The sequence below is a fragment of the Rhizobium altiplani genome (assembly GCF_001542405.1).
Classification (GTDB): Bacteria; Pseudomonadota; Alphaproteobacteria; order Rhizobiales; family Rhizobiaceae; genus Rhizobium; species Rhizobium altiplani.
The window spans coordinates 33360-48652 of the sequence record NZ_LNCD01000058.1 but is presented as its reverse complement, the minus strand read 5'-3'; the positions used below and the strand labels follow the sequence as shown (position 1 = coordinate 48652).

Genomic DNA, 15293 nt, shown 5'->3' with positions numbered 1-15293 from the left:
GGCAGCATCTACCCGGCCACCATGGGCATGCTGCCAACCTTCCTTGCCAAGATCGCCCGCAAGTATCCCGATGTCCGCATCCATATCGCGTCGGGCAATACCGGTGAGATCATTCGTGGCCTGGAGACCGGCCAGCTCAATTTGGGCTTCATCCGCCCGGTGGAAAACATCGGCTCGTTGCGCTTCGTCTCGCTTGCCCATGAGCGCTACTACCTGGCGGTCGGCCATGCCAATCCGCTGGCAGGTAGGGAGGAGATCAGCATCGACGATCTGCGCACTCAGAAGATCATCGCCTTTTCCCGGCAGAACCTGTCGTTTTCGGAACGCTACTTCAATGAGAAGTTCGCCGAATACGACCTCACCGCCAACATTGCCTTCAGCTGCGATGATACCTATGCGCTGGTGTCGCTGGTCTCTGCCGGGCTTGGCATCGGCTTTGCCCCGGAATGGACGCTTGATCTCCCCAATCGCGGCTTTGAGTTGAAGAAGGTAAGCGGGATCGACTTTAGGATCGGGCTCGGGATTGCCTGGAGTAAAGAGGATCCAACCGCTGGCCGCGACGACATCGTCGACATCGCGCGGTCGCTCGCACGGCGCGGCTGACAACATAGAATAAAGGATCGAGGCAGAGTCGGTTGCCCGCCGCTCTTTGTTGCGCTCGGAGAGACGCGATGATGTAGGGGATTTGCCATCTGAACCTGTTGATTCGCGCCGCAGGCATGAGTTTCATCTGCAGCCACAGATACTCCTAACCTCTGTCGCCTCTCTTGGGGGGGCGTATGTCGGTATTCCATGTAAAACGCCCGGATTTGTGGGGAATCCGCTCATTCAGGCGACTGACAAGAGAGATTCGCGAGCGTTGTCGATCTACCATCGATAACCGATCATTATCGATGGGAGCGGGAAAAAGGTGGGGTAAGGATCTTCAGATAATCGGGTGCCTTTTCTGAAAGGATCACTCGTTGGCAGGGCAGTTGAAGATGATCGTCTCGGTCGAGCTAATCGGGGTAGACGGCCGGTTGCCTGGTCGCAGGCGTGCTGATTGGGCAGACGGGAGTTGAGATCGCCAACGACGAATTCGCCCCCTCTTCGTTCTACCTTGTCTTCGGGGAACCCTCTTGAGGCTGCCGTGATGGGGAGTTGTGTGCGCGCGAAGCGGACGTCGTCGCGCATCGGTTTGCTCCAGCAGCATTCCCGCGCCATACAGCGGGTGAAACGCCGACGGTCCTTTTGAAGGCCCGACTGAAGGCAGCCTCGGATTGATAGCCGATCTCGCGACCGACGGCGGCCACCTTCATCGCGCCGTCTCCAAGCAGGCGCGCGGCGATCTGCATGCGCCAAAACGTCAGATACTGCATCGGCGCGTGGCCAACGAGATTGGTGAAGCGGGCCGCGAGGGCTGCGCGCGACATACAGGCCCGACGTGCCAATTCGTTCAGGGTCCACGGATGGGCAGGCTGCTCGTGAAACATGACAAGGACCTTGCCGATGGCGGGATCGCGCAGGCCCGAAAGCCAACCCGTATCACGGTTTGTCAGGTTCTCCAGATGGCGACGCATCACCTCCACGAAGACCAGTTCGCTCAATCTCAGCCGTATGGAGTTGCCCCCGACCCGTGGCTGGCGCGCCTCGGCTAGCGTGAGGTCGATCAGGTGGCTCAACAGCCCGTCGCGCCCATCCGGCGAGCGTCTAATCCGTAACAGGCGCGGCAGGGTCGACAATAGGGGATTGAAGGGCTGCATGTCGCAGCCGAGAAAACCGCAGACGAATTCGCAACTCGGATGGCCGCCGCCGCCTTCCCGGACGGTGAAAGGCAGCCTCCCTGCCGCCATGTCCCGAAAGAAATTCATCGTCGCTGCAATGTCGAATTCCGGCGGCTGGCCGGGTTCGCTCAGCATGGCATACGGGTCGCCATGCGGCAGCACCAAGATATCGCCGGCCTCGAACCATGTAGAGGTCACGCCTGGAATGCACGCAAAACCCGATCCCTTTAGGATGATGTGGTAGGAAACGATGTGTTGGGCGCGTGGCAGGATGATGGGGGAAAAAGCCGTCGCCTGGGGCACTTCCACACCCCAGGGAAAGGACGCATCTACCATGAAGAACAGCGCGCCGGTCAGCTTGACCGTGCTCAAGACGTCCGAAAGCAGATCGGCGCCGGCCAGCCGCTCTATCGCCGCCGGAGCAGGCGAGGCATGATCGGACCGTCCCGCATCGAGCATCTTGGACGATGCGGCAAGCGACAAAGACGTCCGATCATGGGCATGTACCATGGCCGCAGCATATCCTGTAGGCGCAGGCATATCCACCTGATGTGCCCGCATCCGACCTTCGGGGTGGAGGAAAGCCATGGACACGCTTGAGGATGTGCGCAGCCCTGCCGAGATCTATGACGCCCGCTTCGTGCCGGCGCTATTTGCCCAATGGGGACCGATCGTCGCTGCGGAGGCCGGGGTGAGCAAGGGCGATCGCGTCCTCGACGTCGCTTGCGGAACCGGCGCCCTGACCTTGGCGGCGGCGAAAATTGCCGGTTCATCGGGCGCGGTTGTTGGCCTTGACCCAAACTCCGATATGCTGGCGGTCGCCCGCGCCAAACCTGCCGCGATCGAATGGATGGAAGGAATGGCAGAGTCGCTGCCTTTTCCGGACAACAGATTCGATGCGGTCGTCAGTCAGTTCGGCTTCATGTTCTTCGAGGATAAGCGGAAAGCGATTTCCGAGATGATGCGGGTGTTGAAGCCGGGCGGCCGCCTGGCGGTGGCAGTATGTGACGCGGTCGAGAACTCGCCGGGCTACTCCGCGTTTGCGCTGTTGCTAGATCGGCTCTTCGGCAAGGAGGTCGGCAATGCCTTCCGCGCGCCTTTCAGTCTCGGCAATGCCGGTCGGCTGAATCGAATCTGCGATGAAGCGAATCTGGCGGGCACGGAGATCGTCCGTCGCAATGGCAAAGTTCGCTTTGCGTCGATAGATGATCTGGTATCGACCGAGCGCGCCTGTGTGTGGACGCTCGGCGGCATACTCGATGACCAACAATTCGAGCGGCTTCGCAAGGAGTCGCAGACGGCGCTCTGCCCCTTCTTGGTCGGTGACGGCGCGATCGAATTCGACATGCCAGCGCTCATCATCAGCGCGGGCAAATTTTGATCCCAGTGCGGCGTGAGGTATCGCCGCTGCATTTCCGGATGCGGCAACAGGCCCTGCGACTCCTCGAAACGGACATGCCGGACGGAGAGATCAGCTTGGTCGCTTCCCGAAAGCAGACGTTGCCAGCGACAAGTCCGTACGACTTGAGTGTGCCTTCATGTCGGTCATAAAGGCGTCATCGCGCGGGCCCGAACGCTGGCAGAACTCCGCGGCAGCGTCATGTCTCCTGCGCGCTGATATCGCTGAAAAACTCGCCAACGTGATCGTTCGCGTGCTCTACATGGGACTCGCAATCTCAGACGCGCCATCTTCAGGATGCGCTTGAGGTGGGCGAACAGGATCTCCACCTTCTTGCGGTGATGCCGTGATTTTCCATAGTCCGGCGTGGGCGCAAGCGCTCGGGTCGCGGGCATCCTAGTGGAGGTCGCTGGGTACCTTGCGCATCGGCATGTTCGGGCAGTAGCGCGGCTTGAGTTCGCAGGCGTCACAATCCCTTTTCCTGACCCTGTAGAGCCGGGTGCCTTCGGCCGTAATTCCCGTTCTCGGCGTCTCATAGTTCCAATGGAACTGCTTCAGTTCCTTGCCCGCCGGGCAGATGTAGTGTTCGTTTTCGCCATCCTAGACGAAGTCGGGGCTCGAGAAGGTTCCATCCGTCCGGTTCGACCTGTCGAAGACCGGAATATGTGGGGCGATCTGCTTTTCCCTGACCAGCCAGGCGAGGTTGTCCGCCGAGCCGTAGGCGCTGTCGCATAGTCCGGCTTGAGGCTGAAGCGGTTTTCCGTCCGGCCGATCATCGGGTTTTGTCGCAAATCGGTATCGAGGTCACGCATGGGGAGCTATGCGCGCAGCGGCTCAGGCAGCAATAAACTCGAATTGCTCGGCGATTGACGGACGAGGATTATAGGCAAACCTCGCCTGCCGCTTACGCATCATGTGGATCATTTCGCTGCCGCCGGGATTTGCCAACCCGGCGCATCGGCCGACTATTGAGATCGTCGAGAAGCTGGCTGATCCGCACGTTGAGATCGACAAGGCTGAAGAAACGGTCGTTTCTCAGCCGTGCCAGGATCCAGCGCTCGACGATGAGATCGCTACCTTCGACCTTGGCCTTCCAAGTCCAAGACTGCAGTTTGAGGTGAGAGTAGAGCGCGCATAGAGTTCGCGGTCACGCACCCGTTTCATCCCTGGCGCGGCGAGCGTTTTGTTCTCGCGACACGAAAGCAGAACTGGGGCGAAGACCGCGTCATGTTCTACGACGCCCGAGGACGACTGCGTTCGTTGCCAGCCTCTTGGACCGATGTCGATGATGCCGACGCTTTCGGGCAGATCGCGGCAGGTCGGTCCTTCTCGCGCCCGGACGATCTATTGGCGCTGGCTTCATTGATTGCTCACATCAAGGACCGCCATGGAGAGTGAAGATGCCTCAAGTAAATTACGCCGAAAATGTCAAGATAATTATGCCGCTTAAGCGATTATGGGGAGACTCATGATGCGATTTGTCGTGATTATGTAAGGAATCGGCCGAATATTCGATATAATTCGATTGACGCTCAAATCAGTCAGCGGCATATTTGACATTACACACAGAGGCGCCTATGACCAAAGAAAGCAAGCGTGATCGCCTGCGCCAGATGGGCGCTCTCAACCCCAGACCCGAGGGTCTCCGCGCCCCCTGGTTCCGGGAAGCAGGTTTCTTCGATCCGCTCGATCTCGTGCAAGTGAAGTACGAGATGCTTCGTCACGCACGCCAAGACGGCACCAACAAAGCCGATGCGGCCGCGCTTTTCGGGCTGTCTCGGCAGACCTACTATCAAGCGGAGGCCGCGTTCGAGCGCGATGGCATTGCCGGCCTCTTGCCGCGCACCCGCGGGCCGAAGTCAGCTCACAAGCTTACCGGCGAGGTCATGCGTCTCGTCGAGGAGCATCTCGATGCGAACGGTGAACTGCAGGCCCGTTCGCTGGCGGAACTGGTGCATTCGAGACTGGGCGTCAGCGTCCATCCTCGCAGTATCGAACGCGCAGTAGCGCGTAAAAAAAAGGAACGGTGACGAGCAGACGCAGGCAATCGCCATGCCGGCGAACGGCAAGGATGTTTACGAAGCGCTGCACGCCGATGTTGTTTGCGGTACGGCTTGCGCCAGGCGCATGGGCGCCATCGTCTTTCACGGACTGTGGCGCGGCCTGGCAGTGCTGATCGCGCCGCATGAACCAGCGATAGCGCGGTCGCCGTCGACGCCTCGGCTCAAGACAACGTCCCTGGTCGCGCACGATCGCCAGCTCGTGCACATACTCGCCAATATGGTGCTGGCGGCAGAGACAGGAGGAGGCCATGTCTACTGATAATGCCATGAAGATTAGGGCTAATCACCTGCAGCGCGATGCATTCCTCTACGTCCGCCAGTCCTCACTTCGTCAGGTGTTCGAGAACACCGAGAGCACGAAGCGGCAATACGCATTGCGGGACCGCGCATTGGAGCTTGCTGCCGAGATTAAGCGCAATAAGTGTGTTGAGGGGAACGTAGACCGTATTTGCCCCAGCCGCCAGGATAGCGCTACCGTAACTTCCAAAAATTCCATCCCGTGGATTTTGCTCGCGGTCTCGACAAGCTTTCCCCCAACGAGGATCAATAAGAGAAGGACGCCAGCGATTCCCATCGCGAGACCTAGCGCACCACCAGTCATCCCTTTGATTGACTCTTGTACCCGCTGATCGATATTGTCCGGTGCCGGCAAACTCGCGCCAGAGTTGTCTGACCGGCTACTTTGTAGATGGAAATGTGTGTGGTTGGCGTCGAGAAGGGCGTCGTTGAAGCACTGGTCGAGCCATTTTCTCCACTTTCGGTGAAGCGTTGTGGAAAAGATATGACGCGCGGCGACAAATCCTTCGTTCAATGGTTTCGGAGAAATCGGTGGAACGCAGGTTTCTCTTGGCGTCGCGCTGTTGACGGCGGTGCCCTAAATGGAGGAATGGAAGCGCACTCAGGCGCGCTACGACTGCTCAGCAGCGGCCCGGTCGCAATTGAACCACAAACAAGTTGATACGCTGTGACGATCCTCGTGGGCTGGTTCAGGTCGCCGCCGGGGTGCTAAAATCTGGCGGCGCGTAACGCGGTTCGTACCACGCTCGGTGTTCACGGGCTTCGTCAACGCCCTCCCCACCCTCATCTTCATCGTGCAGCTGCCGAAACTGGCCGGCGTACCGACCGACCTACTTCATGATTGCGGGCAGCCTAGCGGTCACTGGGTGGATGGGCGTGGATTTGTGCCACTACTGGCGACCTTTGAGGATTCCATCCTGCTGTTCCTGACGCTACCGCAGGTGCCACCCATCTGCGGTAACTTTGCAAATTATCTTCCCGAATTCTGTGGCGCTTGCAGCCGTCGGCCCTCGCGGCCATATGCCTGATGTTGACCCGCCGGTCTGACGGCCAAGTCGTCCCAGTTCAAAGGCGCGTCGCAATGCCACCGGAGTTCTGGTAGTGACCAGAGTTAGCCGTCGCGGTTCATCGACGCTGCACCTTCACGCTGCTTGACCGCAAATTCCTCCTCCGGCGAATAGACCAGCGTCTTGCGGCCATAAGCGGCGAAATAGATGATTGCGAGCGCATACCAGATTGCTACGCCGATGATGCCCTTCTGATAGAGCGGATCGGTGAGCTGGAAGAAGATCGTGACCAAAGCAATTACCACGGTGAGGACCGCACCCGGCATGCCGAACGGGCTGCGATACGGCCGCTCAATGTTTGGAAAGGCGCGTCGGAGCCGGATGAACGTCAGCCCCTGCAACAGATATGAGAACATGGCGCCGAACACGGCCATGTTCAGAAGCACGCCGCCGATGAAGGAGCCCGCCTGCTCGCCGCCCTGGGTGAACCAGACAGCCAGCATCACGAGGAAGCCGACGAGTGAACCGGCGATCAACGCCGTGTTCGGTGTCTTGTGCTCGCCGTGGGTCACTGAGAGAAAATGCGGGAAGTAGCCGGCCCGCGACAGTGAATAGATCTGCCGTCCGAAGGCGAAGATGATGGCGTGGAAGCTGGCGACCAGTCCGGCGACGGCAAACAATGCGAGAATCTTTGCCCAACCCGTTCCATAGATAGCACGGAAGCCGTCGAGGATCGGTTCTCCCGAAGAACCGAGCTTGAACGCCCCGCTCGGAATAGCTGGATTGATGATCAGCACCAGGAAGCCTGTGGCAATCAGTGTGAACATGCCGAGCATTATACCTCGAGGCATGTCGCGCCTCGGGTCGACGGACTCCTCGGCCGCGAGCGGCAGTTGCTCGATGGCCAGGAACAGCCAGACGGCGAAGGGCATCGAAGCCAGAACGCCATAGATGCCAAATGGCAGGAACGGTCCGCCCCCCTCCGAAAGCTCGACGGCTGCACCGGTCGCCGGATCGACGCCGATGTTCATTGCGTACTTGCCAAAGTCGATGAGCGGAATAGCGCTCACGAAGAAGAAGACGAGGATGGCAAGGGCGATTATCGTGACGATCACCGTCACGTTAAACGAGAGTTCGACCCCGCGCACGTTCAAGCCCACGAAAACGATGTAGCCGATAAGCCACCAGATAGGTTGGAAGCTTTGAGAGGTTTCGAAAAATCCCGGTCAAATACGAACCTATGAAAAATACCACAACCGCTGGCGTCAGCACGTATTCAATGTTTTCCGCAACACCGGTGATGAAGCCGCCCCACGGCCCGAAAGCCGTCCGTGCGAAGGAATAGGCGCCACCGGTGTGCGGCAATGCCGGGCTCATTTCGGCGATCGAGTAGGTGAGGCCGAGATACATGACGGTGATCAGAACCGTGCCGATGAACAGGCCGCCCCAACCGCCGACGGCAAAGCCCAGATTCCAGCCGGAGAAGTCACCGGAGATGACAGCGCCGACGCCCAAAGCCCAAAGCGAGAAGACACCAGCGTGGCGCCTCAATCCGCGGACGTCGAAATACTCCTGACCGGGTATGTGGTAGATCACTCCGCCTTCGTGCTTGCTATCGTTGGCCATCGCCGTTGCCTCCGAACAGGATTCTACTGCAGCATTTTTGTTGCCGCGCAGGTAAGACCGCATGAAATACGCCGTGTGCACTGCGTCGCCGCCGGTGGTCGAAGCCAACTATGCTGACGGGGTGTAGTCGCAAGCGTGATGCACTATGGCGGCGGGGGATCAAATCTGTCGCCCCTCGTTTTCCGTTCAACCGAACAGGCGTTGGGCAGCGTCCGTCTTCTGCCACCCGGAAAGGCGCCCCCGGCAAACCTCCGTATTCTCATCTATATTAGCATTTAATCCAAGCTCAGTCGCAAACTTTGTCAAATGTAAACTCATCCCTACTTTCTCTTCTGGGGGATTTCGTATGGCCCGACTTGCCTGCGCTCAGAACCGCGATATTTGTCACCTATGGCGTGGAATTAGAGGAGGCTACGATGAAGCACCACACGCTTGACGCGCTGCGGAGCACTGCCGGGATCCATACAAACTTCCAAGACTTTTCGACCACGCGCGAAGCACGGCTCGTGCGATGGGCGGAACTTTTGGAGAGGGAGCCCGATCGACGCCTGCGAACACTTCCCGAGACAGAGTGTCAACCGCCTTCCGTACGCGATCGGATGCGATGCGCGGATTCTCCGATGGCTGTGGCATACGAAGATGCCGTCTTTCGTGCGGAAGGACTGAAGGATGACTCCTACGGCGAGGCAAAACGGTTTTTTGAGCTGACCGATTGGCAATTGCATGGGTTTGTCTGCAGTTGCCATTCCGGTGCGACAGTGCGCTCCGGTATCGCTGCTAAAAGTCTTCGGCGCGCCGCAAGGCCGAGCCCTGGTCTTTGGGCCATGCTTTGGGATGCACTCCTGCTCCGGTAGTCGGCTTCGTTGACAATGGCGCTGATCCACGCCTCGAGCTTCGGCCATATCGGCTCCTTATTGGGAATTAGAAGGTTTTCACGTAGGCGATGCCCACGGCCGGATAGTCGTTAGAACCGATGTCCGAATAACTGCCATGATGGTTTCCTTTATTCTCTCTCGCTGGCGTCGGCGCTTGCCACCGGCAAATCTTTCATCCCGATTAGCCGGTCGGCGCTGAGTTCGGCCGCGCAGCGCGGGTTTGTCCTTCAGCCGTCGATCCCAACCCAATTCCAATCGGACGAACACCGTCTCCTGCACTGTCCTGACTTACGTCGAGAAGCTGTCACGTTCGCTTGATTGATACGGTGGAGTTCCTTATGAGAGCATATATATCATTATGTGATGTATTTCTAACGATGCATTTAGTGCTAGGATCTATCCGCTCTGCGCAGTGTGACTGTTACGAGATGCGTCACTGATCTCGGGGCCGCGCATGCCAATCGAGACTGAACCTTGTGGAGTGATGGTTCTCCTACGTCGTTGAAGGGAGATCGGAATGTTTCCTGTAGCGGTTGATAAAGGGATGGAGAAGCGAATGGAGCCCTCAAGGGCTCAAGAACCTTACAGTTCGCGTCAGCTTCCACCCCTATGCGATGAGCAACGACAACTTCTAAACGAGTATCGTTGTGGCCACGTGGCCGAAGAGACGTTTCAGGATCGACTTGCCGCTGACCCGGTCCTTTCCGAATACGTTCGCACGGTGTGTCATGCCTGACGGCTCGGAGGCTTCTGATAGGACCGCAACGCTGGCGGTCCGGCAGAGGCTTTCCGTCGACGATAGGCACACCTGATGGCGGCGGCACACTTTGACTACATCTGCTCGAGCGGCGGCTTGGGGCGATCGCGAGCTGTTCAACACAATACGGGGCATGCCAACACAACGATACCGGGTTTGATCTGACGGTTGACAATCTAGGACGGTCGCCCTAAAGGGTGAATAGGACAAGCGTCCTAGTTGTCGCATGTCACTTGGGGTGAAGACTATGCCTGTCGATTTGTTCGAGCCGTTAAAGTTGGGCGACTTGGCCTTCACCAACCGACCTGTCGTCGCTCCGAGGATGGAGTGATCAGCAACAAAACAACCCGCGACGAGATCATCGAGGCCGCCGATGATCTGTTCTACAGGCAAGGCTACGAGCACACGTCATTTGCTGACATTGCCGATGTCGTGAAGATCTCGCGTGGCAACTTTTATCATCACTTCAAATCCAAGGATGTAATCCTGGACGCGGTGATCAACAAGCGTCTAGCGGACAGGAAGGCCATGCTCGAGCGATGGGAGATCGAGGGGGAAACGCCGGAGGATCGCATCCGGAGTTTCATCGATATCCTGATCGTCAACGGAGCGAAAATTAAGCGCTACGGCTGTCCGATCGGCACGCTGACGAGTGAGCTTGCGAAACTCAATCATGCCGCAAGAGGTGACGCCAACCGGCTGCTCATGCTGTTCAGGACCTGGCTTCGCAGGCAATTCGAGGCACTCGGCCGTCAGGCCGACGCCGATCTACTTGCGATGCACCTTCTCGCCCGCAGTCAAGGGGTCGCGACGCTGTCCAATGCTTTTCAGGACGAGGAGTTCCTGAGGCAGGAGGTCGAGCAGATGTATGGTTGGCTGAGATTGTATGCAGCGGGTGCCGCGCCTGAATAGCGCAAACGGGCTGGCCCATAGGGCGCTAGCCCAAGAAAAATCAGCGGAAGCGGAACTGTGTCCAGCCGGAATGTGGCAAAGACATGAGGACCCGGCAACCGCGCACTTTGCATGTGCATCCACTATGATGCAGAAGGAGCGAATATGTTCGTCGTGCTGCTTAAATTTTCTGAAAACAAGGCCCAGGCCGGCCAGTTCATGGACGACCACAAGGCTTGGATCCAACGCGGCTTGCAAGACGGCATTTTCTTGCTGGTTGGCGGTCTTCAGCCAAACAGGGGCGGCGGGATCCTGGCACACAATACGACCCTGTCGGACCTGGAGAGCCGGGTGAATGATGATCCCTTCGTGGCAGAGAAGGTCGTCACGGCGGAAATTCTCGAGATCACACCGACGAAGGTCGATGAGCGGCTGGAATTTCTGCACGGCTGAGCGTGTGTCTCATCCTTCCAATCCAACGGCAGACTTATGAGCGCAACGATATTCGGTCCGGACGGCAAGTCGCGCTGCCCGTGGTGCGGCGGTCAGATGAGCCGAGGCATCGCGTGTCAGTAGCGTGAATTTCACTTGGCTTCCTCGCAGACGTCGACGACACGGTCGTAGTAGGCGATGGCTTCATCCGCCCGTCAGCGTCGAACACCTGGTAGGCGCGCACGGGCCGCTCGGCTGGAAAGAAGGGAGACGCCTCCCATCGGGGCCACGATGGGCAAGTCCGGCCCTGACCAGAATCGCAACCGTCCCAAGCACCCCGGCCAGCGTCGAGTCGACGCCAGACAGAAATACGGCAATCCACAGAAGTACCCCCGGCCCAAGATAGATCCAGATGTTCCTTACCCCGGACCGGTTCAGCACAAAGAGAGCACCCGACACGACCCGGCGGCGGCCAGGGCGAAGAAATCGAGATCGGAGGTGTAGACAATTGCGATGACGATCACCGCTCACAGGTCGTCGATAATAGCTAAAGCTGGTAGGAATATCTTCAGCGAAGCCGGTACTCTGTCTCCCAGCGGCGAAAGGAGACTCAGAGCGAATACGATGTCGGTCGGAATGGCCCAGCCTCGCTTGCACCTAGGTCGCCAAGGGTAAGGCCGGGATAGATCACCGCGGGCAAGGCCATTCCTGCCAGCCGCAGCGGCGCCTGGCAATACCCGGCGGCTCCAACTCGACAGTTGCCCGTCCGGCATTTCCCGTTTGATCTCAAGGCCCACCAGCAGAAAGAAGACGCTCATGAGAGCGTCGTTGATCCAATGCTGGACGCTGAGCGGGCCGAGGTGGATGTGCAGCGCGTGGAAATAGGTTTCGGCGGCCGGCGAATTCGCGATCAGGATCGCCAGCACCGCTGTGGGTATAAGGATCAACCCATCGGACGCCTCTCTGTCGAGAAACTGGCGCAGTGTGGATCTGATGCGGCCATGGACGGTTTTAGACATGGGTTCTCTCCCGTGAGAAAAGGTTGATCTCAGTCTCCGTCGATTAGGGGGAATCCCGGGCGCGCAACAGCCTATCTAAGAGTTAGGGCGGCATTTTCCCAGCGAAATAGGCACTATAATTTCGCGCCGTAACCAAGGCTTGATACCTCCGCCGACCACAATTATTTCAAGTCCGATCGAATTTGGCAGCTGGAGCCGCTTGCGTTGTGCTGACCTCTCCTAAGCAACGCTCGGCGTCGTCACGGGCCTTGCTTGCTCAAACCCACAGGACGGCACGTCTTTTCGCTGGATCACGATAGCTCTTGTGGGGGTCGCGTTCATTGGTACCTGGCCCGTTCCATCGGTCACACAGTCACGCCGCCCCCGTGTAAATCCTGCGACCGCCTTATGAGTCCTCGTTAGAATACGGCCCCCGCTCGACGAAGTTCGCGCAGGTGCGATAAGTGCCTTCGCACAAATCCCACCGAAAACAACACCGCAATTGGCGACACATGTGCCGAAAGCGGTTTGCAACGATGGTCGTCAATGGTGGTTGAACCATCCCGCCGCCCCGGCGCCGACCACCGCAAACTGGGCCAGTGCAATGAGCACGAGAGCGCCGCCGACCAGGTAAGCCCGCCATTTTCTTTTAAAGTCCATGGTGTAATCCAACGATGCTTGATTTTTCGGCAAGCTACCCCAGAGGGTTGGGCGCTTGCAACACTCCCTAGCTCCTTTTTATAAGGGCGTTCCTGAATGACGATTGCGATAACGACGATGGCATGCCGGGCTGAGAGAAGTGCCAATTCCGCAGCCGGATCGAGTTGCGAAGACGCCAGCCAACGTTGAGGCAGGAACTGATCCTTCGCCGTTTTAAAGGCCATCGGGTCGTCGAGCCTAGCTTTTCTGACCGCGATCCGCCGGAGCTCTCAGTCTTCCTTGGCATCGCGCTTTGACTTTTGGCCCGTCACAACAGGGGAAGGGCCGGGGTGCCGCCATTGGGCTCGCATTCGATCCCAGTAATCGCCCTACGGCACTTGCGACATCGATCGACATCGTTGGATGTGTTTTGGCGCTGGCACTTTCACGTCAGCGTTCTGCGGTCGGCCGCGACGCTCGATCCGTACCATAGGTCCGAGGAAGCGATGCACGGTAAAGGATAACTCACTGGCTGCCGGTTTGCGGACTATAGCGTGCAGCGGAGATGGAGGTGCCTCTTGGATCGATCGTTACTTGTTGCCAGGCTCCTTGGACCGACATTTGCGGCGGTCTCACTCGGAATGCTGATCAACGTCGGCATGTATGAGACCATGATCGCGGAGGCACTGCACTTTGGCCTCCTGTTCTACCTGTCCGGGGTATTGTCTCTGCTTGCTGGCCTCACAATCGTAAATCTGCACAATAGATGGCAGATGGACTGGCGAGTGATCATTACGGTGCTCGGCTGGCTGATGACAATCGGTGGGGTTATCCGGATTGTCCTGCCGCAGATCGCAATCGCCGCAGGTTCGACCGTCTATAGTGGTCGTGCCGCCGTCATAGGGGTGGCACTGTTCATCGGTGCGTTGGGCGCTTTCCTAAGTCTCAAAGGCTACGCGCGGCGTGCCTGAGGCAGGGAAGTGCGCGGCGGAAGGACGGCCCCAATAGGAATTTCATCTTTGCCGTCCATGCAGGTGCGATTCAGAGAAGTCCGCCGGTAGGAACGGAACTATCGCGCCACGATGCTGAATGCATCCAGCACTTCGGTGGTAATCGTGCCCGTGGTTTTTAGATTGTTGTCCTTCTGCATCTCGCCCAGAGCCGCACGCATTTCCGCATCGACCCGGCATATTAGCCATGAACCGTCAGCCCTGATTGCACCTGAATGACGACCTCCCTGAAGTTGTTTAAATTGCCGGGATGAGTTTTGGCTGGAGCCACCAGTTGCGGAGCGACGGGAGCAGGGGCATGAATGTGGACGCCGCCAGGCCGCCAACTGCAAAAGTGAAGAGCCGGGATGGACCCCGGCTCCAACTCTCTCACTATTTCTTAGCCGCCTGGGCGGCATACATGTAGCTGTCGTAGCTGTATTCGGCGACGCGGAACCATTCAAAGCTCTCGTCGCGGAACTTTTTCCAGCCAGGATAGATCTTTGCCCAGGCTGGATGTTTCTGGCCGTATTCGCTGTAAAGCTCGAAGGAAGCCTTGTAGGCTGCATCCATCACGTCGCGCGGAAGGGGACGCAGCTTGATGCCCTTGCCGACGAGGGATCGGATCGCCGCAGTATTCTTCACGTCGTAAAGCGCTTGCATGTTGACGTTTGCCGCCTTGCAAGCGGTATCCAGCGCGACCTTGTAGGCATCGGGCAAGCCATCATACTGCGCCTTGTTAATGAAGAAATGGATCGTCAGACCGCCTTCCCAATAGGCCGGGTAGTAGTAGTTCTGGGCGATCTGGTAAAAACCGAGCTTCTCATCGTCGTAGGGTCCGATCCATTCGGCGGCGTCGATGGTGCCACGCTCGAGAGCCGGGTAGATGTCGCCACCCGGTAGCTGCTGCGGGACGACGCCGAGGCGTGACATGACTTCGCCGGCAACGCCCGCGATCCGCATCTTGACACCCTTCAAATCGGCAACCGATTTGATTTCCTTTCGGAACCAACCACCCATTTGCGCACCGGTCGCGCCACCGGGAATGCCGACGACACCGTAGTCGGACAGGAACTCGTTATAAGCCTCGTTGCCGCCGCCATGATAGAGCCAGGCGTTCTGCTGACGACCGTTCAGGCCGAAGGGGATGGTGGAGCCTATGGCAAAGGTTGGATCCTTGCCCGTGAAATAGTAACCGCAGGTATGGGCAAGCTCGACCGTGTTTGCCTTGACGGCGTCAATCGCCTGGGCACCTGGCACAAGCTCGCCTGCCTGGAAGACCTGGATCTGGAACTTGCCCTCAGTGATCTTGTTCAGGGCATCGGCCATCACCACCGCGCCGCCATAGATCGTGTCGAGGTTGTTTGGAAAGCCCGACGTCAGGCGCCAGCGGATTGTCGGGGTGCTCTGCGCGACCGCGGGGGCGGAAAGTGATGCACCGGCAACGGTTGCAGCGCCGGCCAGCGCGCCTTTCGTCAAAAAGTTTCTGCGGCCTTGGTCTGTCGTCATGGTCTTCCTCCTCGGTTGTATGGCACCGCCGCTCGATTGCGACAGCGA

At 58.5% G+C, this 15293-nt stretch carries 14 protein-coding genes and 5 pseudogenes; 11 read left to right on the top strand and 8 right to left on the bottom strand.

All coding sequences use genetic code 11. The annotated features are described in order from the left end of the window. On the top strand, window positions 1-603 hold a 603-nt coding region (locus AS026_RS12310), incomplete at its 5' end, for a LysR family substrate-binding domain-containing protein (protein ID WP_063805922.1). 491 nt (window positions 604-1094) lie between these two features. On the opposite strand, the gene AS026_RS12305 is transcribed toward AS026_RS12310, so the two are convergent. After that, window positions 1095-2273 (bottom strand): AraC family transcriptional regulator, encoded by a 1179-nt coding sequence (locus tag AS026_RS12305; protein WP_245307455.1) that lies wholly within the window; start codon window positions 2271-2273, stop codon window positions 1095-1097. Window positions 2274-2349: 76 nt separating this feature from the next. Here AS026_RS12305 and AS026_RS12300 point away from each other — a divergent pair, with 76 nt between their 5' ends. Further along, entirely contained in the window at window positions 2350-3144 is a 795-nt protein-coding gene (locus AS026_RS12300; protein WP_062369748.1) for a class I SAM-dependent methyltransferase, read from the top strand. Window positions 3145-3308: 164 nt separating this feature from the next. Here AS026_RS12300 and AS026_RS44520 read toward each other — a convergent pair. Both AS026_RS44520 and AS026_RS39800 read right to left on the bottom strand, forming a co-directional pair. Beyond that, a pseudogene (locus tag AS026_RS44520) lies at window positions 3309-3938 on the bottom strand (transposase); the annotation flags it as partial. Between the two features lie 58 nt (window positions 3939-3996). After that, window positions 3997-4095 (bottom strand): annotated as a pseudogene (locus AS026_RS39800) (IS6 family transposase); the annotation flags it as partial. Here AS026_RS39800 and AS026_RS44515 point away from each other — a divergent pair. The 4 genes from AS026_RS44515 to AS026_RS43300 all read left to right on the top strand — a co-directional run bounded on the left by AS026_RS44515 (window position 4076) and on the right by AS026_RS43300 (window position 5484). Beyond that, entirely contained in the window at window positions 4076-4300 is a 225-nt protein-coding gene (locus AS026_RS44515) for a hypothetical protein (RefSeq protein WP_062369747.1), read from the top strand. The pseudogene AS026_RS39800 and the gene AS026_RS44515 overlap by 20 nt on opposite strands. After that, a complete protein-coding gene (locus AS026_RS41170) occupies window positions 4297-4560 on the top strand; it encodes a DUF5372 family protein (RefSeq protein WP_100248155.1) in 264 nt (87 codons plus the stop codon). The genes AS026_RS44515 and AS026_RS41170 overlap by 4 nt, the downstream gene beginning before the upstream one ends. Before the next feature lie 179 nt (window positions 4561-4739). After that, window positions 4740-5192, top strand: coding sequence for a helix-turn-helix domain-containing protein (locus AS026_RS43305; protein WP_062369746.1), 453 nt, complete (start codon window positions 4740-4742; stop codon window positions 5190-5192). Between the two features lie 22 nt (window positions 5193-5214). After that, window positions 5215-5484, top strand: a complete 270-nt coding sequence (locus tag AS026_RS43300) for a hypothetical protein (RefSeq protein WP_062369745.1) — start codon at window positions 5215-5217, stop codon at window positions 5482-5484. Window positions 5485-5614: 130 nt separating this feature from the next. On the opposite strand, the pseudogene AS026_RS43295 reads toward AS026_RS43300, so the two are convergent. After that, a pseudogene (locus AS026_RS43295) lies at window positions 5615-6021 on the bottom strand (ABC transporter ATP-binding protein/permease); the annotation flags it as partial. A gap of 182 nt (window positions 6022-6203) precedes the next feature. Here AS026_RS43295 and AS026_RS44510 point away from each other — a divergent pair. Continuing rightward, a pseudogene (locus AS026_RS44510) lies at window positions 6204-6530 on the top strand (SulP family inorganic anion transporter); the annotation flags it as partial. A 103-nt stretch (window positions 6531-6633) separates the two neighbouring features. Here the strand turns inward: AS026_RS44510 and AS026_RS12275 are convergent. After that, window positions 6634-8155, bottom strand: a pseudogene (locus AS026_RS12275) (amino acid permease). Window positions 8156-8571: 416 nt separating this feature from the next. On the opposite strand from AS026_RS12275, the gene AS026_RS44505 reads away from it, so the two are divergent. From AS026_RS44505 to AS026_RS12260, 3 genes are all read left to right on the top strand, one after another. Further along, on the top strand, window positions 8572-9009 hold the full coding sequence (locus AS026_RS44505; protein WP_062369743.1) for a hypothetical protein: 438 nt from the start codon (window positions 8572-8574) through the stop codon (window positions 9007-9009). A 1108-nt stretch (window positions 9010-10117) separates the two neighbouring features. After that, the gene (locus tag AS026_RS12265; RefSeq protein WP_062369803.1) at window positions 10118-10699 is read left to right on the top strand and encodes a TetR/AcrR family transcriptional regulator; all 582 of its coding nucleotides are present in this window, start codon (window positions 10118-10120) and stop codon (window positions 10697-10699) included. A gap of 144 nt (window positions 10700-10843) precedes the next feature. Further along, window positions 10844-11131, top strand: a complete 288-nt coding sequence (locus AS026_RS12260; RefSeq protein ID WP_062369802.1) for a YciI family protein — start codon at window positions 10844-10846, stop codon at window positions 11129-11131. A 183-nt stretch (window positions 11132-11314) separates the two neighbouring features. Here the strand turns inward: AS026_RS12260 and AS026_RS43995 are convergent, their stop codons facing one another. Beyond that, the gene (locus AS026_RS43995) at window positions 11315-11551 is read right to left on the bottom strand and encodes a Na+/H+ antiporter NhaA (protein ID WP_280950877.1); all 237 of its coding nucleotides are present in this window, start codon (window positions 11549-11551) and stop codon (window positions 11315-11317) included. Window positions 11552-11637: 86 nt separating this feature from the next. Continuing rightward, complete coding sequence (locus AS026_RS43990) at window positions 11638-12129, bottom strand: Na+/H+ antiporter NhaA (RefSeq protein WP_062369742.1); 492 nt, start codon at window positions 12127-12129, stop codon at window positions 11638-11640. 1196 nt (window positions 12130-13325) lie between these two features. Here AS026_RS43990 and AS026_RS12250 point away from each other — a divergent pair. Beyond that, window positions 13326-13718: a hypothetical protein gene (locus AS026_RS12250; protein WP_062369741.1), complete on the top strand. Its 393-nt coding sequence runs from the start codon at window positions 13326-13328 to the stop codon at window positions 13716-13718. Window positions 13719-14129: 411 nt separating this feature from the next. On the opposite strand, the gene AS026_RS12245 is transcribed toward AS026_RS12250, so the two are convergent. Then, window positions 14130-15245: a TRAP transporter substrate-binding protein gene (locus AS026_RS12245; RefSeq protein WP_062369740.1), complete on the bottom strand. Its 1116-nt coding sequence runs from the start codon at window positions 15243-15245 to the stop codon at window positions 14130-14132. Window positions 15246-15293: the final 48 nt, after the last annotated feature.